At 68.7% G+C, this 26,069-nt stretch carries 29 protein-coding genes and 2 pseudogenes; 13 read left to right on the top strand and 18 right to left on the bottom strand.

Annotated features, from left to right (window positions below; genetic code table 11):
• Positions 1–9: 9 nt before the first annotated feature.
• From ACZ4VT_RS15260 to ACZ4VT_RS15215, 10 genes are all read right to left on the bottom strand, one after another.
• A complete protein-coding gene (locus ACZ4VT_RS15260; protein WP_467949748.1) occupies positions 10–342 on the bottom strand; it encodes a gas vesicle protein K in 333 nt (110 codons plus the stop codon).
• Positions 339–611, bottom strand: coding sequence for a gas vesicle protein (locus ACZ4VT_RS15255; protein ID WP_467949747.1), 273 nt, complete (start codon positions 609–611; stop codon positions 339–341). Before ACZ4VT_RS15255 ends, ACZ4VT_RS15260 begins: the two co-directional genes overlap by 4 nt.
• Positions 608–1,504 carry a GvpL/GvpF family gas vesicle protein gene (locus ACZ4VT_RS15250; protein WP_467949745.1) on the bottom strand — a complete coding sequence of 299 codons (897 nt, stop codon included), beginning with the start codon at positions 1,502–1,504 and terminating at the stop codon, positions 608–610. Before ACZ4VT_RS15250 ends, ACZ4VT_RS15255 begins: the two co-directional genes overlap by 4 nt.
• Positions 1,501–1,926 carry a gas vesicle protein gene (locus ACZ4VT_RS15245; RefSeq protein WP_467949743.1) on the bottom strand — a complete coding sequence of 142 codons (426 nt, stop codon included), beginning with the start codon at positions 1,924–1,926 and terminating at the stop codon, positions 1,501–1,503. Before ACZ4VT_RS15245 ends, ACZ4VT_RS15250 begins: the two co-directional genes overlap by 4 nt.
• A gap of 37 nt (positions 1,927–1,963) precedes the next feature.
• Entirely contained in the window at positions 1,964–3,109 is a 1,146-nt protein-coding gene (locus ACZ4VT_RS15240) for an SRPBCC family protein (protein WP_467949741.1), read from the bottom strand.
• Positions 3,102–3,764, bottom strand: a complete 663-nt coding sequence (locus tag ACZ4VT_RS15235; RefSeq protein ID WP_467949739.1) for a hypothetical protein — start codon at positions 3,762–3,764, stop codon at positions 3,102–3,104. The genes ACZ4VT_RS15240 and ACZ4VT_RS15235 overlap by 8 nt, the downstream gene beginning before the upstream one ends.
• A gap of 40 nt (positions 3,765–3,804) precedes the next feature.
• Entirely contained in the window at positions 3,805–4,062 is a 258-nt protein-coding gene (locus ACZ4VT_RS15230) for a gas vesicle protein GvpG (protein WP_467949737.1), read from the bottom strand.
• Between the two features lie 43 nt (positions 4,063–4,105).
• Positions 4,106–4,819: a GvpL/GvpF family gas vesicle protein gene (locus ACZ4VT_RS15225; RefSeq protein WP_467949735.1), complete on the bottom strand. Its 714-nt coding sequence runs from the start codon at positions 4,817–4,819 to the stop codon at positions 4,106–4,108.
• 3 nt (positions 4,820–4,822) lie between these two features.
• Positions 4,823–5,269: a gas vesicle structural protein GvpA gene (locus ACZ4VT_RS15220; RefSeq protein ID WP_467949733.1), complete on the bottom strand. Its 447-nt coding sequence runs from the start codon at positions 5,267–5,269 to the stop codon at positions 4,823–4,825.
• Positions 5,270–5,348: 79 nt separating this feature from the next.
• Positions 5,349–5,645 carry a gas vesicle protein GvpO gene (locus ACZ4VT_RS15215; protein ID WP_467949731.1) on the bottom strand — a complete coding sequence of 99 codons (297 nt, stop codon included), beginning with the start codon at positions 5,643–5,645 and terminating at the stop codon, positions 5,349–5,351.
• 414 nt (positions 5,646–6,059) lie between these two features.
• Between ACZ4VT_RS15215 and ACZ4VT_RS15210 the strand changes: the two genes are divergently transcribed.
• From ACZ4VT_RS15210 to ACZ4VT_RS15200, 3 genes are all read left to right on the top strand, one after another.
• Positions 6,060–6,218 carry a hypothetical protein gene (locus ACZ4VT_RS15210; RefSeq protein WP_467949729.1) on the top strand — a complete coding sequence of 53 codons (159 nt, stop codon included), beginning with the start codon at positions 6,060–6,062 and terminating at the stop codon, positions 6,216–6,218.
• Between the two features lie 725 nt (positions 6,219–6,943).
• A complete protein-coding gene (locus tag ACZ4VT_RS15205) occupies positions 6,944–8,560 on the top strand; it encodes a right-handed parallel beta-helix repeat-containing protein (protein ID WP_467949727.1) in 1,617 nt (538 codons plus the stop codon).
• 229 nt (positions 8,561–8,789) lie between these two features.
• The gene (locus ACZ4VT_RS15200) at positions 8,790–9,338 is read left to right on the top strand and encodes a TetR/AcrR family transcriptional regulator (protein ID WP_467949726.1); all 549 of its coding nucleotides are present in this window, start codon (positions 8,790–8,792) and stop codon (positions 9,336–9,338) included.
• Positions 9,339–9,524: 186 nt separating this feature from the next.
• On the opposite strand, the pseudogene ACZ4VT_RS15195 reads toward ACZ4VT_RS15200, so the two are convergent.
• The 6 genes and pseudogenes from ACZ4VT_RS15195 to ACZ4VT_RS15170 form a co-directional block, all read right to left on the bottom strand.
• Positions 9,525–10,129: pseudogene (locus ACZ4VT_RS15195) on the bottom strand (PHP domain-containing protein); the annotation flags it as partial.
• A 347-nt stretch (positions 10,130–10,476) separates the two neighbouring features.
• Positions 10,477–11,223: a DUF6875 domain-containing protein gene (locus ACZ4VT_RS15190; protein ID WP_467949724.1), complete on the bottom strand. Its 747-nt coding sequence runs from the start codon at positions 11,221–11,223 to the stop codon at positions 10,477–10,479.
• Positions 11,224–11,383: 160 nt separating this feature from the next.
• Positions 11,384–11,638: a hypothetical protein gene (locus tag ACZ4VT_RS15185; protein WP_467949722.1), complete on the bottom strand. Its 255-nt coding sequence runs from the start codon at positions 11,636–11,638 to the stop codon at positions 11,384–11,386.
• A gap of 255 nt (positions 11,639–11,893) precedes the next feature.
• Positions 11,894–14,041: a tyrosine-type recombinase/integrase gene (locus ACZ4VT_RS15180; RefSeq protein ID WP_467949721.1), complete on the bottom strand. Its 2,148-nt coding sequence runs from the start codon at positions 14,039–14,041 to the stop codon at positions 11,894–11,896.
• A 226-nt stretch (positions 14,042–14,267) separates the two neighbouring features.
• Complete coding sequence (locus ACZ4VT_RS15175; protein ID WP_467949719.1) at positions 14,268–14,603, bottom strand: helix-turn-helix domain-containing protein; 336 nt, start codon at positions 14,601–14,603, stop codon at positions 14,268–14,270.
• A gap of 4 nt (positions 14,604–14,607) precedes the next feature.
• Positions 14,608–15,723, bottom strand: coding sequence for a tyrosine-type recombinase/integrase (locus ACZ4VT_RS15170; RefSeq protein ID WP_467949811.1), 1,116 nt, complete (start codon positions 15,721–15,723; stop codon positions 14,608–14,610).
• Positions 15,724–16,588: 865 nt separating this feature from the next.
• Here ACZ4VT_RS15170 and ACZ4VT_RS15165 point away from each other — a divergent pair.
• The 5 genes and pseudogenes from ACZ4VT_RS15165 to ACZ4VT_RS15145 all read left to right on the top strand — a co-directional run.
• Entirely contained in the window at positions 16,589–17,059 is a 471-nt protein-coding gene (locus ACZ4VT_RS15165; RefSeq protein ID WP_467949717.1) for a hypothetical protein, read from the top strand.
• A complete protein-coding gene (locus ACZ4VT_RS15160; protein ID WP_467949716.1) occupies positions 17,056–17,190 on the top strand; it encodes a hypothetical protein in 135 nt (44 codons plus the stop codon). Before ACZ4VT_RS15165 ends, ACZ4VT_RS15160 begins: the two co-directional genes overlap by 4 nt.
• Positions 17,191–17,221: 31 nt before the next feature.
• Entirely contained in the window at positions 17,222–19,111 is a 1,890-nt protein-coding gene (locus ACZ4VT_RS15155; protein ID WP_467949714.1) for a transposase, read from the top strand.
• 104 nt (positions 19,112–19,215) lie between these two features.
• The gene (locus tag ACZ4VT_RS15150) at positions 19,216–20,280 is read left to right on the top strand and encodes a TniB family NTP-binding protein (protein WP_467949712.1); all 1,065 of its coding nucleotides are present in this window, start codon (positions 19,216–19,218) and stop codon (positions 20,278–20,280) included.
• Positions 20,277–20,720, top strand: a pseudogene (locus ACZ4VT_RS15145) (TniQ family protein); the annotation flags it as partial. The gene ACZ4VT_RS15150 and the pseudogene ACZ4VT_RS15145, both read left to right, overlap by 4 nt.
• Before the next feature lie 284 nt (positions 20,721–21,004).
• Here ACZ4VT_RS15145 and ACZ4VT_RS15140 read toward each other — a convergent pair.
• Together ACZ4VT_RS15140 and ACZ4VT_RS15135 are read right to left on the bottom strand one after the other, a co-directional pair.
• On the bottom strand, positions 21,005–21,328 hold the full coding sequence (locus tag ACZ4VT_RS15140; RefSeq protein WP_467949817.1) for a hypothetical protein: 324 nt from the start codon (positions 21,326–21,328) through the stop codon (positions 21,005–21,007).
• A protein-coding gene (locus ACZ4VT_RS15135; protein ID WP_467949809.1) for an IS5 family transposase occupies positions 21,312–22,165 on the bottom strand; the annotation gives its coding sequence in 2 pieces (ribosomal slippage) (positions 21,312–21,823 and positions 21,823–22,165; 855 coding nt in all). Before ACZ4VT_RS15135 ends, ACZ4VT_RS15140 begins: the two co-directional genes overlap by 17 nt.
• A 335-nt stretch (positions 22,166–22,500) precedes the next feature.
• Here ACZ4VT_RS15135 and ACZ4VT_RS15130 point away from each other — a divergent pair.
• The 5 genes from ACZ4VT_RS15130 (at position 22,501) to ACZ4VT_RS15110 (ending at position 25,788) form a co-directional block, all read left to right on the top strand.
• Entirely contained in the window at positions 22,501–22,953 is a 453-nt protein-coding gene (locus ACZ4VT_RS15130; RefSeq protein WP_467949710.1) for a hypothetical protein, read from the top strand.
• A 564-nt stretch (positions 22,954–23,517) separates the two neighbouring features.
• The gene (locus ACZ4VT_RS15125; protein ID WP_467949708.1) at positions 23,518–24,285 is read left to right on the top strand and encodes a hypothetical protein; all 768 of its coding nucleotides are present in this window, start codon (positions 23,518–23,520) and stop codon (positions 24,283–24,285) included.
• Positions 24,286–24,785: 500 nt separating this feature from the next.
• Entirely contained in the window at positions 24,786–25,514 is a 729-nt protein-coding gene (locus ACZ4VT_RS15120) for a hypothetical protein (protein WP_467949706.1), read from the top strand.
• Positions 25,511–25,660, top strand: a complete 150-nt coding sequence (locus ACZ4VT_RS15115; RefSeq protein ID WP_467949704.1) for a hypothetical protein — start codon at positions 25,511–25,513, stop codon at positions 25,658–25,660. Before ACZ4VT_RS15120 ends, ACZ4VT_RS15115 begins: the two co-directional genes overlap by 4 nt.
• Entirely contained in the window at positions 25,657–25,788 is a 132-nt protein-coding gene (locus ACZ4VT_RS15110) for a hypothetical protein (protein WP_467949703.1), read from the top strand. The genes ACZ4VT_RS15115 and ACZ4VT_RS15110 overlap by 4 nt, the downstream gene beginning before the upstream one ends.
• The last annotated feature ends 281 nt before the right edge of the window (positions 25,789–26,069 follow it).

Below are 26,069 nucleotides of genomic sequence, written 5' to 3'. Positions count from 1 at the left end.
CGGGCCGGTTCACGGGCAGGGGAATTCGCGTGGCAGGAGTGAGCCCAAGGGGCCCAGATCCAGGTTGAGATCGTCCATGGTGAGGCCGTACCGCTCACATAGTTCTTCCATCCGCTCGTGCAGGATCATCAATGTCATGCCGATGCGCTCTTCCTCGTCCTCGGCGAGATCGCCTTGGTCGACGCGGTGTACGGCAGTGCGTTCCATGAGCTGACGCAGCAGTTCCACGATGGTGAGCACGAGCTTGATCAGGTCGCGTTCCACTGTGTCGGGGTCGACGGAAAGCCGCTGTGCCAAGGCGCGCCCCCCGGCGGCGGCTTGCAGGTCTTCCACCTCGGTCACCTCCCGGGCGCTGTGGTGCGGTCGACGAACGGGGTGCCGGGGCCCGAGGCCCGCGGCCAGGGACCGGGCTCGTCGCCGGTGATCGACCGGATGACCGCACGCAGGTTGATGTGGACCAGGTCCACGTCGGCGATTGACAGGACAAGGTCCCCGGTCAGGACGGCGCCACCGGTCAGCAGGCGGTCCAGCAGGTCGATGAGTGCCACAGGCGGGCCGGACAGCCGTTCTGGCGACTCGGGGGAGCCGCCGTCCGGGAAGGGCGTGCTCATCGCGATGCACCGACCGCGCCTGTGTCCGCCGCGGTAGCCGCGAAGGAGTACGGGGCCCACGGGCCGGTCACCTCCACCTGTACCCCGGCTGCCGGCCGCGTTGCCGCCTGCACTGCCTGGCGGAAGCGCTCCTCGGCGTCGGCGGGCACCAGATAGGCGTGGTTGGCGATGTTGGTCCCTCCTCGGCCGGACAGCTCGCCCTGCTGGGGACGGTGCACGACCGCTGCCGTCGCGAGCGTCCGCGCCGCGTGCGTGACCTCGTCCGCGACCGTCCCGGCGGCCCGGTAGAGGTCCTGGATGCCGTGCCGCTTCTGCCTGCGCTGCTGCAGGTACGCGCGGCCCGGGCTCGGCGCAGGCGGCTCGGCGGATTCCCTCGCGGTGGCCTGCGCCGCGGCCGCGGCGTCCGGGTCGGCGTGGACCTTCACTCCGAGTTCGACGTGGCCGTCGAGCCACGACAGCAGTTCGGCGAACCGGTCGCGGTGATCGAGGAGCATGTCGGCCACACGGGGCTCGTCGCGGTAGACCGTGGCCAGCCGGAGCGGGAGGAACACCGCCTCGCCGAACGCGGCGTCCACCACGGCGTGATGGGCCCGGGCCAGCTCTTCCAGTCTGCCGAGATCCCCCAGGCGGCGCGTCAAGGCGGTTTCGTCGAAGGTGTCGGCCGGCACGGCCGACACCAGGGCGACGAGGCCGCCCGCGGCGACGAGTCCGACGTCGTGGCGGTCGACGCCGGTCGCCGTACGGGCGAGAGCGCGAAACTTTTCTTCGTCCCGGCCGACGCCGTACACGTAGGCCATCGGGGGGCGGGCGGTCGCCCACTCCCCCACGGGTCCGGTCTCGGTCTCGCCGGAAGGGGTGCTGGCGGCCTTTCGGGTCTGATCCGGTGTGCTCACCGTTCCTCCTCCGTCCGTGCGCGGGTGTCCGCCTGCGGCTGCTGGTCGTGGACGTCCCCGGAGCGCAAACGCACGAGTTCGGCGCGCAGGCGCTCGTTCTCGTCGGCCAGGAGCTCCTCGCGGCTGCCGCCACCGTCGTCGACGTGCCGGGACGGGCGGGCGCGGGAGGAGAGGGAGGGGTCGTGCTCCCACCAGTCGATGCCCATCTCCTTCGCCTTGTCGACCGAGGCGACCAGCAGGCGGAGCTTGATGGTCAGCAGCTCGATGTCGAGCAGGTTGATCTGGATGTCTCCGGCGATGACGATGCCCTTGTCGAGCACGCGTTCCAGGATGTCCGCGAGGTTCGCGGAAGAGCCCTGGTGGTGGCTCGGCATTGCGGCGTGCGGTGCGGCCGGGAGGCGTCCTGCGAAGGACTCGGACACGTTGGCGCCCCTGTTCTCTGGTGTCTGTGGTTACCGGTCAGCTGCCGACGGGAGTGCGACGGCGGGTGCTGCGTCCGGATCCGCGCCGCTGGTGGTCTTCCGAGGCGGCCGGCTCGTCCTCGGCCACGTCGTACCCGGGGTCCTGTTCGTCCGAAGCGGCCTCGTCGGAGGTCTCGGCCTCGTATTCCGGGTCCTCCTCGGCCTCCTCGGCCTCCTCGGCCTCCTCGGCCTCCTCGTCGAACTCGCCGTCGGCGAGCTCGTCGTATTCGTCGTCTTCGTCGTCTTCGAACTCACCCTCGGGATCTGCGTCCTGGAAGTCCTCCGTCTCGCCGTCGGCATGGTCCTCCTCCCTGACCGCTTCGTCGTGACCGATGACGACCTCGCCGTCCCGGATCTCGCCCCGCCAACCGTCGGTGGCCTCTCCCCGCAGCATCAGGAACTTGCGATAGAGCTTGAGATCCAGCCGGGCACGCCTGCCCTGCGCGCGCCACAGGTTCCCCGTCTTCTCGAACAGGCCCTTCGGGAAGTACTCCAGGACGAGGAGGATGCGGGTGAGATCGTCGGTGATGCGGTGAAAGGTCACCACCCCGCGGACCGTCCCCTTGGCGCCCTGGGTGGTCCAGGCGATGCGCTCGTCCGGGATCTGCTCGGTCACGTTCGCCTGCCAGCTGCGGGTCGACTTGGCGACCTTCACCTTCCAGTTGGTGGTCGCGTCGTCCGCAGTCTCGACGCTGACGACACCCTTGGCGAACGTGCTGAACTCCTGGAACTGCGTCCACTGGTCGTACGCCTCGCGCACGGGAACACCGACGTCGATGTCCTCGACGATGGTCACGCTCTTCGCGCTGCCTCCACCGGATGTGCGGCCCCCACCGACGAGGCTCTCGGCCTTCTTCTTCAGGGTGTCCTTGACGGCGGTCGTCCCCGCCGCGAGCGCGGCCCGGGCGGGGGACTTTCCCTCGCCGAGGGCCTTGCCTCCCTTGGTGAGACCCTTCGCCAGGCTCCCTTTCGCGGCACCGGGCTCGGCCAGCCGGGCGACACGGTCGCCGAGGCGCTCCCCGAGCCGGGCGATGGCGTCTTCGGCACGGGCGGTGAGGTAGCGGCGGAGTTCGTCCTTCAGCCGGTCGGTGGCCGGGTTTCCCACGACGTCGTTCTTGATCCTGCTGAGCGCCGAGTCACTCATCGCTGTCCCCCCTGCTCTTGCGCGTACGGGAGGCCGTGGACTTCCTGGGGGCGCTCGTACGCTTGCGGGCTGCCGTCGACTTGCCGGAGCCGCGGCTGGAGGAGCCGCTCTGTGAGGGGGCGCGGCTGGTGCTCTTCTTGCCTGCGGTCTTGGCGGCGGCCGTGGGCCGTGTCCGCTTTCGCCGGCTGTCGTCGGCGTCGCCATCCGGCTCCGCGCCGTTGTCCGCGCTGTTGTCCGCGCTGTTGTCCGCGCTGTCGTCCGCGCTGTTGTCCGCGGCTTCGTCCGCGCCGCCGTCCGCCGCTTGGCCGTCCCGCTTCCGCGGTTCGGGACCGTCATCGGCCTCGGCGTCGGGGGCGTCTCCGCTGAGCGCCCGCGTGCGCTGCTGCAGTGAGTCGGCGAGGCCTGCGGCGCGCTGGGTGAGGGCCTGTGCCGCGGCGGACTTCGTGGCCTCGAACAGCTCTCTGCGGATCTGCTCGCTCAGGGCACCCGTCACGGGCGAGGCGGCCAGCAGCTTTCCCAGTCGCCGGGGGTCGAGGTCCAGCCTGCGGCCGGCCAGGAACATGCCCATGCCGATGGCCATCTTGGCCTTCTTCGTCCGCCCCAGGAGGTAGCCCCCCACGAGTGCGACTGCCGTCGTGGTGTTCTTCGGTATCACCGGTGCACCTCGTTCCGCCTCGCTTGATCACTCGGTTTCGTCATGAGCCGCTTCCCGTCTGGCTTCGATGGGCCTCGATCTCGTCGAGGCGGTCCAGGAGCGCGTCCTCGCGCCGGTCGAACTCGGCAGCGTCCACACGGCCGTGGGCCAGGTCGTCCACGAGCGCGGCCAGCTGTGCCCGCACGGGCTCGGGGTCGTAGTACTCGCGCTCTGCGGCGAGCAGCACCTGGTCGACCACCCATGCCGTGCCGCGCAGCGGTGCGATCGGCAGGGTCAGGATTGTGGTGAGGAGCCCCACGTGGCGGCCTCCTTCCTGCGTTCGCCGTGAGTGCCGGCACCGGTCACACGAAGCTGTACGGCGGCAGCGGCCCGGTCAGGGTGAAGGTGCAGGTCTCGCCCCGGCGGTCCGCCTCTTCACGTACCGCCCGGACGAACTCGTCCGCGGACTCCGCCGCAACGAGGAAGGAGGCGTTGAGGAAGTGGCTGGCGCCCGGCTCGGCGCGCGAGACGCGGGCCGCTGCCGGCAGCAGCCTCGCCAGGGTCTTCTGGGCCTGTTCGTTGTTGCGTTCGGCCACTTGGCCCGCGACGAGCTCGCCGAGGGCGATGCGGTCGTCCTGCCTGGCGGATCCGGACCTGGTGCGTTCGTTGAGTTCCCTGATCTGCTCGGACTCCGACACGATTTCGAGCAGGAGGTCCTGTTCGTCGCGGGCCGCCTTGAGGTTGAACTCGACGTGCCCGGCGAGCTCGGCCAGGCGGCTGCGGTACGCGGCGCCGTCCTGCTCCAGTGCTCGTGTCACCTGATCGTCGTCCGGGCCGAGCAGACCGAAGCGCATGGGCAGGGTCGCTCCGTCCGCCATCAGGGCCTCCAGGACCGCCTCGTGTGCCAGCACGTCCCGGCGCTTGGCACGCAGGCCTTCGGGGGCGTCACTGACCACCGCGGCGATGTCGCCGGCGCGGACCGTCCGCAGGGGTGGTGCCTGCTCGCCCACACCCTGGAGGTCGTCCAGGCGCAGGGGGTGGTCCGTGGCGGTGATGGCGTAGATGTAGGTGGGCACCTGTTACTCCTCCCGTCGGGTGGCGGACGTGCGGCTGGACGTCGACTTGCGCGCCGGCCGCTTACGGGGCTCTTCCTCGGGCTCCGCGCGCTCCTCGCGCTTGCTCTGCAGGGAGTCCGTTATCGCCTCGACGGCGCCGGTCAGGGCGCCCTTCGACTTTCCCTTCGCGCCGTTCTCGGTCATCTCGCCCACGATGTCGGTGAGCTGCGTGGGTGCCTTCCGCCCGGATTCCAGGTCGAGCCGGTTGCACGCCTCGGCGAAGCGGAGGTAGGTGTCCACGCTGGCGACGACGACACGGATATCGATCTTGAGGATCTCGATCCCGACCAGGGAGACGCGGACGAACGCGTCGATCACGAGGCCCCTGTCGAGGATGAGTTCCAGTACGTCGTAGAGATTTCCCGAGCCGCTTCCGCCGCTCGTTGCACTGCTCTGTTGGACGAGTGTCACGGTGTACTCCTTCCAGTTTTGCGTCTGACGAAGCGTTGTGGCGCCTGGCTGCCTCCTGGGGAGGGCCGGCGCCGGCGCCTCAGCGGCGGTCGATCTGGCCGCGGGCGTAGCGCCGTGTGCGCTCGTACTCCACGAGCCGGCCCTCGGTGTCGAGGTCGACGCGGTACGAGGCCATCACGCTCATCGTGTCCGGAACCTTCTCCAGCTCGACGATCTCCACCTCCGTCGTCCACCCGTCCTCGGTGGCCTTCACCTTTGAAACGGAACCGGGTTCGCACCGCAGGAGCTCCGAGAGCTGCTCGGTGGCGAGGCGTATCGCCGTGGCGATGTCAAGTCTTTTGGACGTCTTCTGGGTTTCGTCGTCTGTCGCGCTCATGTTCCCGCCTGTGAGGCATGGAAGACGGCTCAGGAGTCGTGCTCCAGCGCCATCTGGACTCACCTTCGCCTGCCCGCCTCTGAAGCACACATGCATGACGGTCCGGCAGGTCGGATCAGGGCGCCGCAGCGGCGCTTGAGCCTCGCGCTCGCTCGATGCGTGGCGAGCCGTGGCCGCGGCCGCCCGGAAGCCCGGAGGGAACGGCACACCGGTGACAGTCTTGTGGCACGCATCTGCCGCCCCGGGATGGCAGGAAGAGAGGGCGGCAGGTGATCGACCGGATCGACATCGGGCGCCGCGTCCAGGACGCGCTCGGCGCTCGGCAGGACCGGGATCCATGCGGGACATCGCCCCCGTACGGGAAGACCCTCCGACCCACCCGGCCACCGCGGAATCGGAAAGTCCTGGAACCTGTTGCAGGGCAGGCTGGCCGTGATCCGGGCGCCCTGGTCCTCGCTGATCCCCTTCACCGACGACATCGAGAGCCGCACACCCCACACCCCGCCCTGCGTCTGCTCGATGCGGTGGTCGACGGCGGAATGGTGGATGTCGATGTGCAGGACGGGCACGTGATGGCGGCGGGCGTCGGAGACGATGACCCGCGGCGGCCGCATGCCGGGGTCGTGCTCCAGCAGACCCGCGTAACAGGGTGGCCGGGTGGTGGGGCTTGAGCCAGGCGAACTGCAGGGCGGGAACCGCGAAGGCGACGGCGTGCGCGCGGCAGAAGCCGTAGGAGCCGTAGGAGCCGTAGGAGCCGTAGGAGCCGAACCCCTTGCCGCGCCGGCCAGTCTCGCCCTTGAACCACTTTCTGCGCTGAGGCCGTCGGCACGATCGTCTTCAAGTCCGTCCTGCTCGCCCCGACCACCCCGGGCGCCTGGGAGCCGCGCTCGGCCTGATCCTGCCGGCTGCCACCGCCCAGCCCGACCGGGTCGGTGAACTTGATGGCTTCCAGCCCATCCCGGATTCCGACCCGCGGTGCTGTGACCCGTAGGCAGGCGGGGCGCCCTGCGGTCCTCCGCAGCGTCAGCCAAACAGAGCAATGACATGACGAACTGTCAGAACGTTTACACATAGTCCAGGGTTGCGTTCAGTTTTCGAGTCTGGAACTGTCACTCGAGTAACTCACCCCCCTCACAGCGGACTTCGGAGCGCAACGCCCCCGGGCTTCACTGCCCGGCGCCTTGCCCCGGCGCGGCGATACGGACGAAATGCCTCCTTTGCGTGCCCTCTGTTCGCGGCTACGGCCCACGGAGGGCACCAGCCGCTTCGCCAGGAACAAACTGGGAGACCAGGCAACAGTGAAACGCACGAGCACCCTCGCCCTGACCGCAGCACTGCTCACTTCATCCGCCCCGCTCGGCCTCGCCACCATAGGAGCCGGTACGGCACACGCGGCAGCCCGCACGTACTTCGTCAGCCCCAGCGGCAACGACAGCAACTCGGGCACGTCCACCCGAGCTCCCTTCCGGACCCTCCAAAAGGCGGCGGACAGCGTCGAGCCGGGCGACACCGTCTCGATCATGAACGGCACGTACTCCGAGCGTTCGGAGGGGTCGAACGTGCTGACCATCAAGCGCTCCGGGCTCCCCGGAGCCCCCATTACCTTCACCGCTCATCCCGGCCACCATCCGGTGATCCATGCGGTGAAGGCGTGGAACGGCATCAGCGTCCACGGCGCTTCCTACATCTCCATCAAAAACCTCGAGGTCAAGGGCAACAACGCCGCCCTCACACTGGCCGGAGCGGAGCGGGAATCGAAGAAGGGCGACCCCACCTACAACACGAACTGCATCTCCGTGGAACAGGACCGGTCCACGGGTGCGCTGTCGCACCACGTCGAGGTGACCGGCAACGAGGTGCACGGTTGCGCCGGCGGCGGCATATCGGCCATCGACTCCGACCACGTGACCATCTCCGGCAACCACGTGTTTGGGACCTCCTGGTACGCGGTGTACGCAACCAGCGGCATCTCCGTCCTGACGCCGCGTGACGTGGGTGGCGGCGACGCCGGGACGTACAAGATCCGCGTCACCGGCAATCGCGTCCATGACAACGAGACCAAGATCAAGTGGGAGAAGTGCGGCTGCTACTCCGACGGCAACGGCATCATCATCGACACCCTCAAGGGCGACGCCGATCACCCCGCCTACAGCGGACGCGTTCTGGTCGCCAACAACCTCTCGTACGACAACGGCGGCTCCGGCATCCACTCGTACAAGAGCCAGCACGTCGATATCGTCCACAACACGGCCTACGCGAACGGGCGCAGCACCCGCATGGACAGCTACGCCAACATTTTCGCTCATGACAGTACCGACGTGCGGCTGCTCAACAACATCGCGTACGGCCGGCCGGGGCAAGCGACGAACAGCAAGTCCCGCAATGTGGACGTCACCTACGACTACAACCTCTACTTCGGCGGCAAGGCTCCCGAGGTCCAGGGCCCGAACGATGTCATCGCCGATCCGAAGCTCACCAAGGCGGGCACCGGGGCGGACGCGGACTTCCGGCTGAGCGAGGGCTCCCCCGCCGCCGGCTCGGGTACACCGTTCGCCGCCGTCACCACCGACTTCACCGGAACCCGCCGGGCCGGCGGCGCCCCCGACCGGGGCGCCTACGGCTTCGGCGCCAAGAGCAGCGGCGTCCCGGGAAATGCCTCCGACGCTTCCCCTCCCGGCCGGCAAGGGGACGCCCCCGCCGGGAGCGGCCAGTCCGCCGGAAGTGACCCCGTCGCCTCACCGGGCGTGCAAACCGGCGAAGGCACCGATGGCGGCTCGGGGTTGAAGCCTCACAGCGGAAGCGGTCCGCTCGCAGAAACAGGCGGCTCCGACCCGGTACTCCCGCTCGGCATCGCGGCTGTGGTCCTCGCCCTCGGCGGCGGTCTCCTCTTCGCGGCGCGGCGCAAGCGCTCCTGATCTCTGCGGATCACTTGGGGCGCCACGACGTGGTGCCGGCCCGGCCCCCTCTCCAAGGGTCGGCACCACCGCGCGCCCGCCGGGCACGCACTCACGAGCCCAGTTCGCCGAACGGGCTTCGGCCCCTGGCAGACTGGCCACTATGGCGGCGGCAAGGCACCGGATCGAAGCGGCGACACTCACAGGGGGGCCAGTACCCGACCCCCCGCGCGTTGCCTGGCGCAAACAGATGAGGCAGCGTGTATTGGACGCCGCTCGCGACCTCACGTGCGAAGCCGGCTGGGACCAGGTCAGCCTCCTGGCCGTCGCTGCCCGCGCCGAAGTGTCGCGCCCGTCGGTGTACAAGGAGTTCGGCAACCGCGCCGGCCTGGGCCGTGCGCTGGTAGTCCGTGAAACCCAGCAGTTTCTGGCGGGTGTGGCCGATGCCCTCTATCCCGGCGTGCCCGATTCTCACGCCTGCCTCCGGGTGGCCATCCTGTATGTACTTCAGGAGGCCGACAATCAGCCCCTCATAAGGGCCGTCGTCACAGCCGCCCGAAAGGGCTCCGACAGCCTCCTGCCCTACCTCACCGCCCGAGCGGACCCGATCTTCGATGCCGGTCAAGCCCTCGTCCAGGGCTGGCTGGCCACGCGATACCCAGAACAGCACACAGATTCTCTGCAGATGGCCGCGGACGTTATCGTCCGCATGACCATCAGCCATCTCATCCTGCCGGCCGGCGAACAACACCTCACCGCGGAAAGACTGGCGACTGCAGCCCTGAAACTACTGCAGTAAGTCGACCTGCAACGGGAGCGGCGGGGTGTTGCCCCGAAGGCGGTTCGGCACCGGGCAGTCCGCCAGACCGATCACCGGAGGCACTCGCGGAAAGGTGACAACAGCAGCCTCCGCACGGCGAACCCGGCTGCGCCGCCGCCCACACCCCACCGACGCCGCCCCGGACCGCACGGCCGCCGCGACCCCTTCGGCGAGGCCGAGGGTGCGGGCGGCCAGCCGCAGCGAGCCCGGCCCTATGCCGGGCACACCCCAGCACACCGTCTCCAGCCCAGATTTGCGCCGGCCATGTCACGCCACGGCGTGAGCAGGCGCTCGGCCAGGTCGGGCCGCCCCGCCGACAGGGCACGCACCGGCTCCGAGACCAGCCCCAGCAGAACCAACATGTCCTCGTCCGCGTACCGGCCGAGCGTCTCCCAGGGCACCACCGGCGGGCCTCCCGCCGCACCGGCGTGCGCCGCGGACACCAGACGGCACAGCCGCGCCCACTCCGCAGCGCTCCGCGCGAGCAGCGTGACCCGCAGCCGATGCTCCACCACGTGCGCGCCACCGCGTACCGGCGTGCGGGGCCGGATCGTGGAACCGGGGCGGGCCGGGGCGTGAGGGGCGACTGCGACGTCGACGCCGAAGACGGGGCGGATGCCAGCGGCGGTAGCCGCCTTCGCGAAGTGCACCGCGCCGGTCACATTGTCGCGGTCGGTCGGCGCGAGCGTACCGATCCCGCGCTCGGCAGCTTTGCGGACCAGGTCACGGGGATGGGAGGCGCCGTAGCGGGCCGAGTATCCGCTCGCCACATGAAACCGACGGGTTCGCCGATTCTTGGAGGAGTCTGGCCGGGAACTTGGGGGTGACTCTGCCTCATCACCTTGAGCCCCGCTCGGGTTCGCTGCTGATTCCCTGCGGGGGCCGGATGCTTAGGCAGGGCGAAAGAGCTGGGCACGGTCGGGTAGCCGGGTCACAACGATCGCTCCCGGAATCTCACACGGCCTCGGACCAGGTGCCGGCCGATCACCGGGCACTATCAGGCGCACCTTCCTGAAGCGGTCTGCCCCGCTGGGCGCCGCCTGGGCTGCGCTCCCGCGGCGGTCGACAGGACCCGCGCGAACGCCGAGATGTGGTGCGCCGACCAAAGGGTGACGCCCTACCGAAGTTCCGCGTCTGGCGGAACGTCCTGTGTCATCCTCACCATGACCCGCTGCTGTTCCAGGAGAATGCCGGCCATCCGTTGGATTGCTTCGGGGGGAGGAGGATCCATCGACGTCATCGACGTGGAGTACGCCTCATAGTTCTCCAGGTCCCTCATGGGGTCGCCAGTTTCTCTGAGGAGAAACAGATGATCTAGCCCCACCATAAATCTGATCGCTATAGCCGGGACTGGACTCTGTAGCCCGAAGAATTCTTCATTGTGACTTCCGCGCTTCTGATTCCCTTTATGGAACTCTCCCAGCATTAGTCCGTCCGACCTGTAGCTGCCAGCCACTCTTGCATGGACGCCGTCAATAAACTCTGGAGCTGCGGTCGAGGATACCATTGGGAAGACGATAATTATCGTCTTGTATTTCGCTTCATATCCGGAGGTTGGTTCAAGCGCCTTGAAAGGGGCTCTGTAGCTCTCGACGACCCTAATCACATCATCTGGACTGAGTACAGGCCCCTTTGGCAATCCCAACCAAGTAAGCCCCTTGTTGAGAGAGTTTGGCATGAAGGGGCAAACCGCAGAGTGGTCATTTGGTTTCGAGGGATCACGTCGGACATCGGGCTTCGCGACGAAATCGGTGACCCACTCCAGCATTACCTTCAAGGCATCCGATTCAGAACTCGGCGGCAGTTGCTCTACCTCTGCGGGGGTCAGGAGACCAAAATCTTGAGGCACCGGAGATTCGCACATCTCGTCATCCCTACCCGTGAGGTTCTGATGACGGAACTATTCTTGCATCCGCTGCCGCTCCCCGTATTTCGGTGGGGGCGAAGAATTCTCTAAGAGGTCAGCCTTCACTAAGGGGCGGCACCGCGCATTACTTCGGTGAACCAGCTATCGCGACCACCGTTTAGGAATCAGCCCGGAGAGCCTCGACGACTTCGGGAAGTTTCAGATCCCTGGCTTGCTTCTCCGCCTGGACGAAGAGGTCGTTCATCTCCTCCGCAAACTGCGGATTGCCCGAACGAGCGTCCACCAGTTGCTTCGCCGTTCTGCGCATCGCTGCCGCGAGCATGGCCACATCGGACTCCGTTGGGGAGGTCATCTCCTCTGCCGGATCGCTATGCGCTGGCTTCGACTGATCCTGTACGTGGTGATGCGTCATGGCCGTCCCAACTTTGCGCCGACAGGCGCATCCACTTGAGTTACCGTCGCCGGCGCCCACCTCGGGTGGGGCGCCCGAGGTTTCCAGTATCCCTCTGGCGGGTGCCCACGCGACCTACGTCGATGCGCCGGTGGACGAGCGCGGGCGTCATCGTGGGTGCGATCGGGGTCGTGATCACGGCGTTGGGGGTGGTCAACGGCTGGTGACGATGGGCCCTGGTCTCGGCCAGCAGTCGGTCGGGGCCAGGTGCCCCTCTCATGGGGCTATGGGGTCAGGCCGGACGCTGGCGGGGTGGGCGGCCGCCACGTACTTCATCGCGGTGATGGCCGAGAGGCCGAAGACCCGCATCAGGCGGACCGGGTCGGCTCCGTCGTGCGCTTCGTCGAGGATCCGGTCCTGGCGGAGTTTCCCCGCCTGCAGGCCGGTTCCCCTCAACGAGGTTCGGAAGATCATCCTGCTGACCGGGGCGTCTCCGTTGACGGCGGTCTCCCGGTTGATGAACAGGTGGGGGTTGGGTGTGCGGGGCCAGCGCCGGAACCGTTCCGCGGTCCAGCTTCTGGCCAGCTCGAGGGTCATCTCGTCCAGGTAGACGAGGTGGTCCGGGCGGCTCTTGCGGCGGATTCGCAGGCGGCCTTGGGTCCGGTCGAGGTCGTCCAGGTGCAGGCCGGTGATCTCACTCGGCATGAGGGCGTGGATGGCGACGAGCGCGATGACCAGCCGGCTGCGGACGTCGGGGGCATTCTCGAGGATGCCCTTGAGCCGGTCGGTGGGCAGGGGAACCGGCGCATGGCGGGCGATCGAGAGGCGGATGGTCCGCGCGGGATCCCGGAAGATGAGCCCCTCGCGTCGCAGTGCCCGGAACAGTGATCGCAGGCCGGTGTGCACTGAGCGGGCATGTGGCCTGGTCAGGGGCTTGAGTACCTCTTCGATGATCTCTTTGGTGACCTGTCTCGGGTCGTTGATGCCCTGAGTGGAGAGGTCCCGCAGGATCGGGGCGGCGATGGAGACGTAGTTGTAGATGGTTGTCGGGGCGATGGGCCTGCTGGGCTTACTTCCCTGCCCCGTCAGCACGTCGATCCAGGTTTTGACGGACGCGGCGTACGGATCCGGCAGGCCGGCCGCGATGTCCCGGGCCCGCAGGAGGTCTGCGCTGATCTTCTCCTCGGCGATGAGGAGTTCGCGGCGCCGGAGGAAGTCGGTGACGCGGGCGTCGGTGTGGTTGCTGCTGAGGAGAGCGACCGCCTGGATGTCGATTTCCCGGATCGGAGCCTGGACCCCGAGCCAGGACACAAGGATCCGCAGGGTGCGGGTGCTGCTGTGCTGGTGATCGGGGTTCCAGCCGCAGGAGCGGATGTAGCGGGCGAACTCGGCCATGACGGCCTCGGTCTCGGGTGCCGGAGCGGGCAGATCACTCTCGTCCATCCTGGTCCAGTCCCGGGCCGGGGCCTCGAACAGTGCGGTCTGGGCCTGATCGACAAGGTGGTCGGAGATGGGGCGAGCTGCCCTTGCGGCGGCCTTGACCAGCCTCCTTTTTGCGACGAAGCGGCCCTTGCGCCGGGTCCTGGGCGGGTAGCGGGTGTCCGTCGTCCGCAGCTTGGGGGCGAATCCGGCGCCGAACCACAGCTGGTCACCCCCCTCGAGAGCGATGCCGTCGATGTCGGTGGCCGTCTGTGCCTGCAGCACGGTGCAGAACCTGCAGAGGCCCTCGGCCAGCGGCTGGACGCTCCGGCAGCGTTCGCACTCACCGGATCCGGGGTGGAACCGGGCGAACTGCTTGCAGGCCAAGCAGACCTTCCGCCTGTCGTTCGCCCAGGCCAGACAACGTGTGCAGCTGCCGTGGACGACTCCGCTGCCCGGCACCACCCTGGAGCGGTCATCGGCCAGCAGTCCCGCCCGCCGCAGAGCCTCCGCGATCGTGGGAGACATCGAGGGCAGGTCATCCAACGCCTGGGGAAGCACCTGTCGCTGCCCCGGCTCACGAGCCGCCAACGCCAGACGCGCGAGCGACCGGGTCAGGTTCACCCATGCTCCGCTGACTTTCCGCTCGCGCGCGATGCCCGCCAACTGGCTTTCCACCAGATCAAGTTGTGGGATCGGCCGGTCGCGGATGCGGCCCGCGTCGGCGATGGCCAGCGTCCGCCGCGGCGGCGGGAACAGGCCGAGCTGTCCGTCCACCTGCCTCGGGAACAGAAGAGGATCATCGTGGAACTGCGGCGGGGACAGCTTCCGCACCCACTCGGGAACGGGCTCCCGAGTCGTCGGCCGGTCGTGGGCCCTGAGCGGGTTGGCAGATGGCAACTTCACGTCCGGCACCACCACCGCTAGCTGCCGCGGCCGCCCGGGCGGCAGATACTCCCGGCGGATCTCCGCCCACATCCACTGCTCGTCCTCACCCAGCCTCACGGCCAGGAGGCACCCCCGGCAGGTCCCGTCCACCGCGACCGGCTGCGGCCAGCCGCACCGGCGGCAGACACCCTCCCGCCGCCCGTAGGAGGCCATCCGGGCCCAGGATCGCGACCGGGTGCAGAACACGCACAACCTGTGGACGGAGAGGGCTCCCCAGTTCGCGCAATAGCCGCATTCCCCCACCACCACCGGCTTCGGCCGCCCTGCCATATTCAATTCCCTTCTAATTTGGGGGCAGGGTACGCCGCTGGCAGCCACTGGCCGGCCGTGGAACCGGCCGAGCAGGGCCCACGTCGCCGCTGGCGGTCTGGATCTCGCCGGGCTCCCGGCCGGCCGCCGAGGCCACCGGCTCGGCCTCCATCAGGTCCGCGACCGTGCAGCCCAGTGCGGTGCAGATCTTGTCCAGATCGTCCAGGCGGACGGTGATCGGCTTGTTCGACCACAAAGCCGCAACTTTGCTCAAGGACGGGTGGAACCCGACCTCGGCGAACACGGCCTGCAATTGCGTCGGCCGCCAGATGTCACGCCGGGCAGCGACCCAGCGCAGGTTCCACTTCATCGCTTCACGACTCCAAGCTCAGCCGGCGAACCGCTCGCCGGGAGGACTCCAGACTCTGCCGCTCCGGATCGCCCTTCGCGGTCGCCAGATAGCCGACCGTGGTGGTTGCCCAGATGTGGCCCAGCAGGACCTGCACGTCCCACAACGGCATGCCCGCTTCATAGTTGTGGGTCGCGCAGGCGTGCCGCAGCAGATGCGGGAAGAGCTCGGTGATCGAACCCTTCAGATACTCCTTCGAAGCCGCCTTCAGGGCACGCCGGAAGGTGTCCGGGCCCACCGCCGGCGCGATCGGCAGATTCAGCGAGGCGATCGACTTCGGCAACCGCTCGGAAGGGAACAGCGGCGCGTGCGGATCACTCGCATCATCGCGAAACTCCCCCCGGATCTCCTCCACGTACCACCACAGTAGAGCCCGGCCCTCCTCGAAGAGGTATGCCTCGCGCTCGCGCGGGCCCGACCCATTGGCGCCCTTCCCGAACACCAGGAACCGGCCCCACTGGCCGTTCTCCCAGTTCACGTCCCCCAGCCGGACCGCACAGAGCTCGGCCGCCCGCACCCCCGAGATGTAGGTGATCTTCGACATCACGTAGTTCCGGACGGCCACCGGATACTTCCTCGAGGCCGGCAAGGCATCCCGCCAGGCGGCGAAGAACTCCTTCGCCGCCCGTGCCGACGGAGGGATCCGCAGCCCGAAGTCACCGCGGTGTTCGGGCCGGTTGAAGGAATCGACCGGGGACTGAACTCCGGCTCCGAACCGCCGCAGGATCTCGCCGGCGTACCGCTGCTCGAGGAAGGCGAAGTAGCCGTCGATCCGGTTCATCTTCGACCGCACCGTGGTGTGACGTCCCGGCTTCCCCACCCCGGAGAAGTACTGGTCAACCTGCCTCGACGTGAGCCGCCAGGGCACCACGCCGTAGAACGAGCAGAGCTCCACCACCGGCTGGACCAAGCTGTCCAGCGTCTTCGCCGACAGCCCCGCGACATCCCTCGCCCAGCAGTACTCGGCCAGTGTGTCCTGGTAGAGGGCCCGTTCGTCCGCCTCTGTCGACGACTCGAAGGCCCGGCGCTGCAGCGTCAGGACGTCGGCCAGCCCCGGCTCCGCCCCACTCGGACGCTCCATCGCGCCCACTCCGCCCTCGCCTGTGATCAACGAGAAGCGGCGACTCCCTGAATCTGCCACGAGGCAGCAAATTACGCTCAGGACTCCTGGAATCCGCGAGAAATCAGCAGAACCTCACACGATCGAGTGGATCTCGCCCGCAGCCCTCCGACCAGCATGAACAGCAACAACAGACTGCCGTACAAGCTCTGGGAACCCGTCGGATCTCCAGTTGGAGGTGAACGCCGTGCTCATGCTCACCTCCCATCACCAAACAGTTATATGGCTGGAACTCCTCCCTCCCAGATATCGAACTCAAATCGAACGATGCGAGCCGGTTACACCGAAGTGGGAATGTGACCAGCCAGCTGTGACTGGGCACTAGATCTGTCCAATGAGCACTGGACTTGTCGTGCTGTGCATCTGAGTTGGCGGGCAGGGTAGCTCTCGTTGAGGGTGACCTGGGCGGTTTCGCCGCTTCTTCGTTCCCTGTCTCACCAACGTGGTGCGCTGGTGACGTGGAGAGCTGGCTGTGAATCGAACCTGCTGTGCCTGGAGCCGTGTGGTCGCACCTGGCCGGGCCGCATGACCTCGTCACCCCGTGTGTGAGTACTCCGGGGATCGAGGAGGAGGTCGCTGCCTCGTCGCTACGGAGCTGGACGATGGGATGGTCGGCGGCTGGCACCGTGGTGGTGTTTCCCGTGACGGCGCACACTCTGGGCCCGCCGCCGGTGGCGACGGTGCCGGTCCGGCGGTTCTCGTGGCGTCCTGGCCAGCGACATCGGCTCGGGTTGGGCTACAGCACCTCGACCGGACGGCTCCACGGGTTCGAGAGCCGGAGCGGCGGCTTCTCCTGGCTCTCGACTTTGTGCCGGGGACCCGGGAGGTGCTCTCCCAGCCGTTCACGATGCGGTTCACGGTGACTGGCCGCCGGATGGAGCATGTGCCGGACTTCGCGGTGTTCCACGACGACGGCGTGCTGGTGGCGGACGTACGGCCTGGCGGTCGGGGTGAGCGAGCGGACGCGGTGAAGTTCGCGGCGACCGCCCGGGCGGCCTCGGCGGCCGGTTGGTCGTACCTGCTGGTGGCGGGTTGGCACCCACGGGCCATGCCGGGGCTTGAGGCGCTGGCCCGCTGGCACCGTCCGATGCAGGACCCGCTCGGCTTACAGGACCAGTTGCTGGCTGCTGTGAAGGCGGGGCCGATGCGGCTGCGGTCACTCGCGGCGAGCACGGGAATCCTTGCGGTGACCCGTACGCATCTGCTCCACCTGATCTGGCACCGGCGCCTGGCCGTGGATCTCGATCACCCGCTGAACGATGCCTCCTGGGTCCATCCCGTCGGGGCCGGACGGTGACCGGGCAGCGCTTCGGACTGGATGACCTGTCCGAGGGCGAGCGGGAGAGGCTTCGGCTGCGGCTGGAGCACTCGCTGGAGGTGGAGACCGGATTTCGCAGCGGCAGCCCGGTACTGGGCCCGGCCGGATGAGCCGCGTGCTGCCTACGACCCGACGACGACCTTGACCGAACGGCGCCGGGTGAAGGCCGTCGAGCTCGGCGCCCTGAGCACGGAGGAGGTCAGGCAGCTGGGCTGGCCGGGAGTGGGCGAGCGAACCCTGGGTCGGATGGCGGCGGCCTACCGCGAGCTGGGACCAGCCGGGTTGATCGACGGCCGCCGGGGCGAAGCGCCGCGGGGCCGACGATCGGTGGGCCCAGAGGTGGAGGAGGCGATCCGTGTGGTGCACGAGCAGTGCCTGCGCCGCTCGCGGATCAGCATGGCCTCTCGGGAGCGGCTGATCCACCAGTACGTGCGGGAGGTGTTCCCGGACCGGGAGGTGCGGGTGCCTCACCGGACGACGCTGGCGCGGGTGTGGCGGGAGTGGTTCGGGCTCGGTGGCGCCCGGCAGCGGTACGTACGGTCAGCGGCTGCGGTCCCAGCGCCGACCGGGGCGCCGGTGGTCGCGTCGCGGCCGGGACAGGTAGTGGTGCTGGATTCGACGCCGTTGCCGGTGAAAGTCCTCGACGACGTCTTCGGTACCCCGATCACCGTGCACCTGACGATCGCGCTGGACGCCTACACGCACTCGATCGTCGCGTTCCGGCTGACGCCGGTGGCCGAGTCGTCGATCGAGGTGGCGATGCTGCTGCGGGACGTGCTCTCGCCCCTGCCGATGCGCCTGGGCTGGGGCGAGGCCATGGCCTGGCCCTACCCCGGGGTGCCCGCGACGCTGGTGGCGGACCTGGCGGGAGGCCCAGTGGCAGGGCTGCCGTTCTTCACCCCCGAAGCCATCACCGTCGACCACGGCGCCGCCTTCAAAAGCCATCACCTGGTTGAGGTCGCCCGCAGGCTGGGGGTGGACGTGCTGCCGGCTCGGGCGATGCGGCCGACGGACAAGGCCGCGTGCGAGCGGGCGTTCGCCGCGATCCAGTCGCTGTTGCTGGAACTCGTGCCGGGCTGGCGCGGCATCGACGTCGCCGACCGCGGCGCCAACCCGGAAGCGGATGCGTCCTGGACGGTGGCGGAGATGGAGCACCTGCTCGCCTCGTGGATCGTCGCGGTGTGGCAGAACCGCCGCCTGGACCAGCACGCGCCCGCCTGGGACCCCTCGGGCCGGCATAGCCCGAACACCCTCTTCGCCGCTGCCGCGGCCCGTGACGGCATCGCACTCGAGATCCCGCCACCGGAGCTGTACTACGAACTGCTGCCGGTGCACTTCGTGAAGGCCGATGCCCGGCGCGGCGTGAAGGTCGGCGGCCTCTGGTACGGCGCCCACAGCCCCGCCCTCGACCCGTGCCGCGGTGTTCCGGCACCGCGCGGCGGCCGGCACGCCGGGAAGTGGGCGGTGCGCCGCGACCCGCGGGACTGCCGCCAGGTGTTCATCGAACCCGACGGCACCTGGCACCCCCTACCGTGGAACGGCCTGCCGCCCGAGGGTACGGTGCCCGCCTTCGGAGAAGCCCGGATCGGCGAGGTCCTCAAGGAGGCCGCCCGATCCGGGCTTCGCCCTCGCACGGACGCCGAGCTGCTGCCCGTCTTGCTGGACCTGCTGGCCGAGGTCACCCCGGTAGCAGGCTGGCCCGGCCGCCCAGAGGCGCGGAAGCGGGCCGCGGCCCGGGCCCGCGAGCTCGCCCGGGCCCGCGCGGCCGCCGCCGACCGGCCAGCGGCGGCACCTGCCGCACGGCCCGCGCCGAGGCGTGAGGCCGCAGACGCGATCATCGCCGACCGGCTGCGCCGCCGACGGGCCGCAAAGGCCGAGTCCCGGCCGGTCCCCGCAGCCCGGCTTGGTGACGGCCTTACCGCCCGCACGCTCTACCCGACAGCCAGACCCGGGCACGCGGACCAGGACGAAGGCGAGCAGGCAGGCAGCGACGGCGACGAACCGATCGAACACGAGGGCGGTACGGGATGACGGGCGATGTGCGGCGGGACACGCTGACCGGATGGGAGGCATGGCGGCTGAGCAGGCACTCCTCCGAGCCCGCGCCTCGCATCTCTGCGACGCGCTGGAGGACGATGCCAGCGGCCGACAAGGCCGCTTGGGACCTGGCACGGGCGGCCACCCACGCCAACCTGCCCCTGCTGGGGACACCGATGAGCCAGGCTGTGGACTGCCTCATGGCGGCGCGGATTAGGCAGAACGCGTTCAAGGCCCGCCCGGCCACACGGGCGGGGGTGATGGTGTCCGGCGGCGGCTACCAGGGCAAGACCGAGACCGTGTGCGAAACCGCTGCCGCCTTCGCGGATGCCTGGCGCAGTCTGCATCGCACCAATCCCGAGACGGTTCCAGGTAGCCGCGACCTGAGGGCGCCGGTCGCCTACGTCCAGACGCCCGTGACGGCGAAACCGAAAAGCAACTGCAAGGCGATCCTCGACTTCTACGGCGCCCCCACCAAGCGGATGGACCTGCCCGAGCTGGTCCACCAGGTTGCCGCCTCCCTGGCGGACCACGGCACCAAGGTGTTGATCCTCGACGACATCACCCGCCTGCGCATGCACCGCGCTGACGACCAGGACACCCTCGACCTGATCCGCGCCTTCATGAGCATGCACGTCACCCTCGTCCTGGTCGGCGTCGACATCCCCGCCTCCGGCCTCCTGCGCGAAGGCCGCGGTCCGGCCGCCGCGAAGAGCGTGAACGGGTGGGACCCCACCCAGACCGAGCGCCGCTTCGACCTCGTCGAACTCGACCGCTTCCGTTACGACACGCCCGCCCAGATCACTGCCTGGATCTCTCACCTCGCCGGCATCGAGCACCACCTGCGCCTGCTGAAAGCCCGGACCGGGATGCTCACCGACCGCACCATGCCCGAGTACCTGTACGAGCGGACAGGCGGCGTCGTCGGCCTGTTGGAACGCCTCATCGAGGACGGCTGCTCGCAGGCTATCGCCAGCGGCGCCGAGCGCCTGACCGAATCCCTCCTCGACGCCCTCCCCCTGACCCTGGCCAGAGCCGGCCGCGATGCCGAGGCAGGCGAGATCCCTCCCGTCCCCGCACGGTCCGGCCGCCGACCGACCGCCCGGCGGCGCCGCAACACCGTCTTCGACGACCACGGACCTGCCACCGCGGACACAGCATGAACGCACCGCTTCCCAGAAGTCTTGACCCAGCACCCGGCGAACTTCTTCCGGGCTACCTCCTGCGCCTGTCCCACCGGATCGGCATCCCGCCTGGCGACCTCGCGCACCGGTGCGGACTCCTCCAAGGCAACAGGCTGCCCACGCAGCCCCTGGTTCGTCTCGACGCCGACCAGGCCCGGCAGGTCGCCACCGTCTGCCGACTCGAAACGGCGGAGGTCCACGGCCTCACCCTGGCCGGGCAGGCCCCCGGCTACTCCCCGCTCGGCGCCGTCTACCTCGGGCAGCGTCAAAGCCCCTTGGACATGGCCAACAGCGGGTGGGTATTCACCATCTTCAGCCGTTACTGCCCCGAGTGCCTCTCCGACACCGCCGAGCTTCCCGGCGGCTCCATCTGGCAGGGCTCTTGGCGGCTCCCGCACACGTTCATCTGCCCACGTCACAACCGTCACCTGGCCTGGCGATGCCCAGCCTGTAGCGCCCCCGCCTTCTCCAACGGCTACCGCACTGACGGCAGGTGGCGCCCCTCCCAGCTGATCCCCGGGCCCCGCCCCGCATCCGGCTGCATCCGGGGCGGTGCCGCCACCGTCTTGCAGGCGGATGGGGCACCCCCTGCGCCGCCGACCTCGACCGAGCACCTGCCACAGCCGAGGCGTATCAGGAAGCGCTCCGCCAGGTCGCCGAAATCGCTGTCTCAGAAGGCCGCCGTGGATCTTAAGACGTCATCTCATTTGGTGCTGGGTAGGTTCCTTGACACGAGCACAGCGAGCTGGTGCAACCGCTGGCAGTACTGGCCTCCTACAGGGTCATTGATCTCGGGGATGACCCGGTCCAGGTCCTCGATGCGGCTCTGCAGAAGGATGCTGTTCTTCGAGTCGAGAGTGCCGTTGTTGTCGAGCCAGCGAAGAACGCAGCCAGCGATGTCCAACTCGATGAGCCACACATCTGTGCCCTCGAACGTGGCACGTCGCAGGCTGTCGGGGAAAGGATCTTGGCGGAATTCCTGCCAGAGACGATCTGTGGTCTGCACCTGCTCAGTCGATTCGCTCACTTGAGCCATCTTGCAGTAGCCGTGGAGCCGGTTTGGCGTTCATCTTCAAGCGGCGGTAGCAGATGAGGGCTGCAGCGATGCCTGCGAACGCCAGGAAGTGGTCGGCCTTACGTTCATAGCGCCGGTGTAAGCGACGGCAGCCTGAGAGCCAGGACACCGTCCGCTCTACGACCCATCGGTGCCGGCCGAGCCGGTTCGACGGCTCGATTCCCTTGCGGGCGATGCGGTGACGGATCCCGCGGTTGCGCAGCCATCTCCGCAGGTGGGCGAGTCCGTAGCCCTTGTCGCCGTGGAGCTTGCCAGGGCGGCGGCGACGGGGTCCGCGGTGAGATCTGATCGGCGGGATGCCGCGGACCAGAGGCTGGAGGGCCTGGCTGTCGTGGAGGTTCGCCCCGGAGATTCCGACGGAGAGGGGCAGACCAGTCCGCTCCGTGATCAAGTGGATCTTCGACCCGAATTTGCCCCTGTCGACAGGATTCGGGCCCGTCAGATCCTCCTTTTCTGGGCCCGCATGTTCACCGAGTCGATCGCACAGCGGGACCAGTCCAACTCGCCTCGGGCGCCGAGTTCGTCGAGGACCAAGCGGTGGAGCTTGGCCCACACCCGGGCCTTCGTCCATTCGGAGAACCGGCGGTGGGCTGTCGCCCCCGACGGCCCGAACGACGCCGTGGGCAGCTGCTGCCAAGTACAGCCCGACGTAGCCACGAACAGGATCGCCGCCAGCACCTCCCGGTCGCCATGCCGACGCCGGCCACCGCCTTGCGGCCGCGATGGCGCTTCAGGCACTACCCGCTGGAACAGCTCCCACAACTCATCCGGCACCAGCCACTCAACAATCCCCACCACGACCGGCAGCCTACCCAAGCCGCCAAATGAGATGGCTTCTTAAGGCCGGCCGAGGGCCTCACCGCACAGCGGCTGCGGGGGCGGACCCTTTAGCACCGGCACCCTCAGCATCTACACGAACGGATTCTGAACACCAAAGTTGGCCGTCGAAGCCATCTATGGCGCACCGTCACAGGTCCTGTGACGGTGCGCGATAGTTGACGCTTGAGCACGCTAGTTGGCGACTGCGCGCGATATACGGCCCGCGTGTGACTGGTCGAGATAGCTGTCACTTGGCCGCGATAGCTGTCACTCGCGTCAGCTCGGCGGGCTGCCATCATGCTCAGATGGCCCACGACATAGCGTTCTTCCTCGCCCCCGACGACGAGACGGCTGCTGCGACGCGCCTGTGGGGACCTGGTGAGGCCTTTGAGTCTGTGACCTGCCGGTTTATTGAGCCGGACAGTGCCATCGCCGAGTGGGACATGTACTTCGAGGAGCCTTCGGCCGAGGCCCCGCCGCTTGAGCAGCTCCTCGGGTGGGCGTGGCCGGAGTGGGTCACGGCCCCCTTGAACGACGGCGTTGAGGTGTTCGCTCTGCCGAAGCGGCTGACCCAAGCGCTGGCCAACGCAAGCTCTGCCGAACTCGAAGAGCTTGCAGGCCGCTGGACCACACGGCTCCGGTCCGAGGACGGGGACGACGTGACCGACGATGATCTGCTGGCGGTCCTGCAGGGAGTTGCCCGGCTCGCGGCGTATGCGGTGAGCACGGGCGGTGGCCTCTACAGCTGGAGTTTCTGACCGCCTGGTGAAACCTCTTCGGGCAGTGGAATCGCCCGTTGGGTGACAACCAGGATGAAAAGTCGGAGCAGGTGACAACAAGCCCGACCATCCGGTGACAAGAAGCGCGACCACTGCACCACTGAAGCCCAGGTCAGCCGCCGAATCGGTGACGTCTAGCTCGACCAGTCACAGCGCGTAAGCCGCACAGACACGCTGAGCTGGGGATTTCTCAGTTCACGATGGTCTGCGGCGTGCAGCGCCCTGACTGCCAGGTGGCTTCACGTCGTCCGAATCGCGCATGATCGAACCTCTGTGGATTGACGGTGGGATGGTGTTGGTGTGGGGGACTGGCGGACCGATCCGACGTTCGCGATGTGTCGGGCCCTGGTGGACGGGGCGGATCTGGCCTCGTTCGCGGGAGGCTCTTTCGACATCCGGGCTGTCGTGGCGACCCTCCGGCCAGGGACCTTCGACGGGGCCGTCCTCGACGACCTTCCCTGGGGAAACTTCCCTCACGGGGGGGGGAAGGCCCGGGAGGCCGTTCGCCTGTTGTGCACCGGAGACGGGTGCGCGCGTAACGCAATGAATGTGCTGATCGGGATGTGCGCCGACGACAGTCGGGCCGCCGTCGCTCTCGCCGTCCCGTTCCTGATCCGGATCGCTACCGACCCCCACCATCGACACCGCGCCGCCGCCCTCGGCGGTATCGCCGCGCCGGCCCGCGCCCGTTACTTCGGTGTCGCCTCCCGCGACGAACTCTTCCTTCACCGCTGCGGCCCTCAGCGCGACGGCTACGACGACTACGGCGTCGAGGTGACCGGCTACCCGGCGGGCTGGTCGGTGGCCGCCGCCCGAGCCGCGATCACCGCCGGAGTTCCCCTGCTCCTGCCTCTCCTCTACGACTCCGACCCCGCCATGCGCATTGACGCCTCCTACGCTCTCGCCACCGCAGCCGACCCCGGCCATACGGTCCGAAGCGCCTTCGCCACCCGGTTCGCGAAGGAGCAGGACCTCATAGTCCGGGCCGCCTTGGTTCTTGCCACCGCAGAGACCACACGTGCCCACCCGCACCGGCCGGACACCGCGTGGATCCGTGAGCTGTGGCAGGAACGGGCACAGGCTCCCGAAGTCCGCCTTGCCGCCGCGATCGGTTGGCTCTGCCTCACCGACGAACCCGCCCCCGACGCCTTGCACGCCACCGTCGACGCCCTGGCCACCGAAGAACGCGCCCGCGCCATGGACGTCCTGCCCTGGATGGCCGCCGCCGGTTGCGGTGAGCCGGGGCTCCGCTGCGTCCGCCGCATGCTCCACCCGGAAGAGCCCGAACCGTCCGACGACCCCTGGGCCTGACTGCTCCGAGCGACGAGCGGCCGACCCTCAACCACGTCGCCCCCGCACCTGCTGCGGTCTGTGCATCGCAGTTGTCCGTCGGGGCCAACTAACGTGCACGGTCACACCAGCTGTGGCTGAGCACTGCAGTTGGCCCGTCCGGCCAAGTCCGTGCTCAGCGGGAATGCGGGCTGTCGGCGCGCAGCCCAGAACACCCGAGTGGCCCCGGCCCCTCGGCGGTGTGGCGCAGTGCGACAGCTCGCCAATAGTTTGTTGTAGTCAGGGGCGTCGGAGCGGGGGAGCAACGTATGGCTGCGGGTGCGGACGAGGGCGCCGAGGCGGGTGACGGCGGGAACGCGGTCGCGGACGGGGCGCATCCCGCGCCGGGAGCTGTGCCGGAGCCTGGAGCCGGCGGCGGCCCGGAGCAGGGGCCCGTTCCCCCGGTCGGTGACACCGGCGACGTCGAGTTGCCGCAGCCCGTGGCTGAGTCCGGAGCTGCGGGGGGCCCCTCACTGGAGGCTGTGCCAAGGGCCAGCACCCCGGACGGCGCCGCCACCGCGCCCACCGAGTCGCCCGAGACGGCCGGGGATCCTCCTGCGCCCCAGCCCCCGGGCCGGCTGCGCCGGCTCAGAGAGCGCTTCAACGCGGCCAGCGCGACCAACAAGATCGCCGTCGCCGGGCTGCTCCTGGCACTCGTCCCCCTGCTGATGCCCGTCGCCAAAGCCGGGTACAGAGCGGTCTTCGAGGACAAAGATCCCGTGACGCTGCTCACCGCCGCCTACAACGACCCCTGCCTCTCCGAATGGATCATCACCCCAGGTCACGAGGAGCTCGGCAAGGCGGTCGGCTCCTCGGTCACGAACGACCTTGCCGAGTCGCTCGACAGGTGGGAACGCGAGGGTTCGATCACACACCACTCGACCGTGAAGGCCATGGTGTCCGCACGCGGCAACACGGGCCGAAGCGTCCAACTGCGGGACATGTCCCTCACGGTCACCCGCCGCACCGCGCCCGTGGCCGGCACGCTCGCGCCGCGCATCCCCTGCGGGGACAGCTTCAACTTCGGGCTGTACGTGGACCTGGACACCTTGCCTGTCGGCCTTCCGGTCTCCTACCGCCACCTGCAGTCCAGCCCGCAGCAGGTGGCCGCCCGAGCCGAGGCCGCGAAGGGCGACTGCATCCGCGACCCCGGCAGCGACGCCGTGACGGAGCGCCTCCCGCCCTGGGCGGACGAAGAGGTACAGCGATGAGTGACCAACAGCAGCTCTGGAACGACTACGCCGCATGCTGGTCGGCCGACCCCTCGATACGGCTCGGCGCGGTCGTGGTCGACGAGGTCACCTACCGGGACCCGGGAACCGAGGTCGGTGTCTGGCCGAACTGGATGCGTACATGAACGGCTTCGCCGGGGTGCCCGGACACCGCTTCCGCATCGACGAGGTCCTTCACCACCACGACAGGTCACTGGCCCGCTGGACCCAGATCGGTCTGGACAGCGAGACCTTCATGACGGGCGGGGCGTGAGCAGCGTCGTGCACCGGAACGGCCTCCTCGCCGACGTGACCGGGTTCTTCCTCCCGGCCTGACGACTCGGGTCGGTCGGCCGCCGCACAACCACCTACGGACACCGCTCGGCCACTTCGGCGGCCGGGCACTGCACGAATGCGTGAACCGTGTCTGAGCGCGCTTGTCGGCCACGCGGGCCAACTGGCGTGCTCCGTCACACCAGCACAGGTTGCGAATGGCCACGGCATCTTGCGACCGAGGGGTCGATGAGGACCTTCTGCTCCCCAGAGTGACGGGTA

The sequence above is a fragment of the Streptomyces sp. NPDC029164 genome (genome assembly GCF_055563995.1).
This window is presented reverse-complemented; position numbering and strand designations above follow the sequence as displayed.

Coding starts and splice junctions, on each gene's coding strand:
- ACZ4VT_RS15200 (WP_467949726.1), top strand. CDS start 8,790: ATGAGGCAGCGTGTATTGGACGCCGCTCGCGACCTCACGTGCGAAGCC.
- ACZ4VT_RS15185 (WP_467949722.1), bottom strand. CDS start 11,638: ATGACGCATCACCACGTACAGGATCAGTCGAAGCCAGCGCATAGCGAT.
- ACZ4VT_RS15150 (WP_467949712.1), top strand. CDS start 19,216: ATGCCAGCGGCCGACAAGGCCGCTTGGGACCTGGCACGGGCGGCCACC.
- ACZ4VT_RS15255 (WP_467949747.1), bottom strand. CDS start 611: ATGAGCACGCCCTTCCCGGACGGCGGCTCCCCCGAGTCGCCAGAACGG.
- ACZ4VT_RS15130 (WP_467949710.1), top strand. CDS start 22,501: ATGGCCCACGACATAGCGTTCTTCCTCGCCCCCGACGACGAGACGGCT.
- ACZ4VT_RS15215 (WP_467949731.1), bottom strand. CDS start 5,645: ATGAGCGCGACAGACGACGAAACCCAGAAGACGTCCAAAAGACTTGAC.
- ACZ4VT_RS15240 (WP_467949741.1), bottom strand. CDS start 3,109: ATGAGTGACTCGGCGCTCAGCAGGATCAAGAACGACGTCGTGGGAAAC.
- ACZ4VT_RS15115 (WP_467949704.1), top strand. CDS start 25,511: ATGAGTGACCAACAGCAGCTCTGGAACGACTACGCCGCATGCTGGTCG.
- ACZ4VT_RS15190 (WP_467949724.1), bottom strand. CDS start 11,223: ATGTGCGAATCTCCGGTGCCTCAAGATTTTGGTCTCCTGACCCCCGCA.
- ACZ4VT_RS15175 (WP_467949719.1), bottom strand. CDS start 14,603: ATGAAGTGGAACCTGCGCTGGGTCGCTGCCCGGCGTGACATCTGGCGG.
- ACZ4VT_RS15110 (WP_467949703.1), top strand. CDS start 25,657: ATGAACGGCTTCGCCGGGGTGCCCGGACACCGCTTCCGCATCGACGAG.
- ACZ4VT_RS15170 (WP_467949811.1), bottom strand. CDS start 15,723: ATGGAGCGTCCGAGTGGGGCGGAGCCGGGGCTGGCCGACGTCCTGACG.
- ACZ4VT_RS15125 (WP_467949708.1), top strand. CDS start 23,518: ATGAATGTGCTGATCGGGATGTGCGCCGACGACAGTCGGGCCGCCGTC.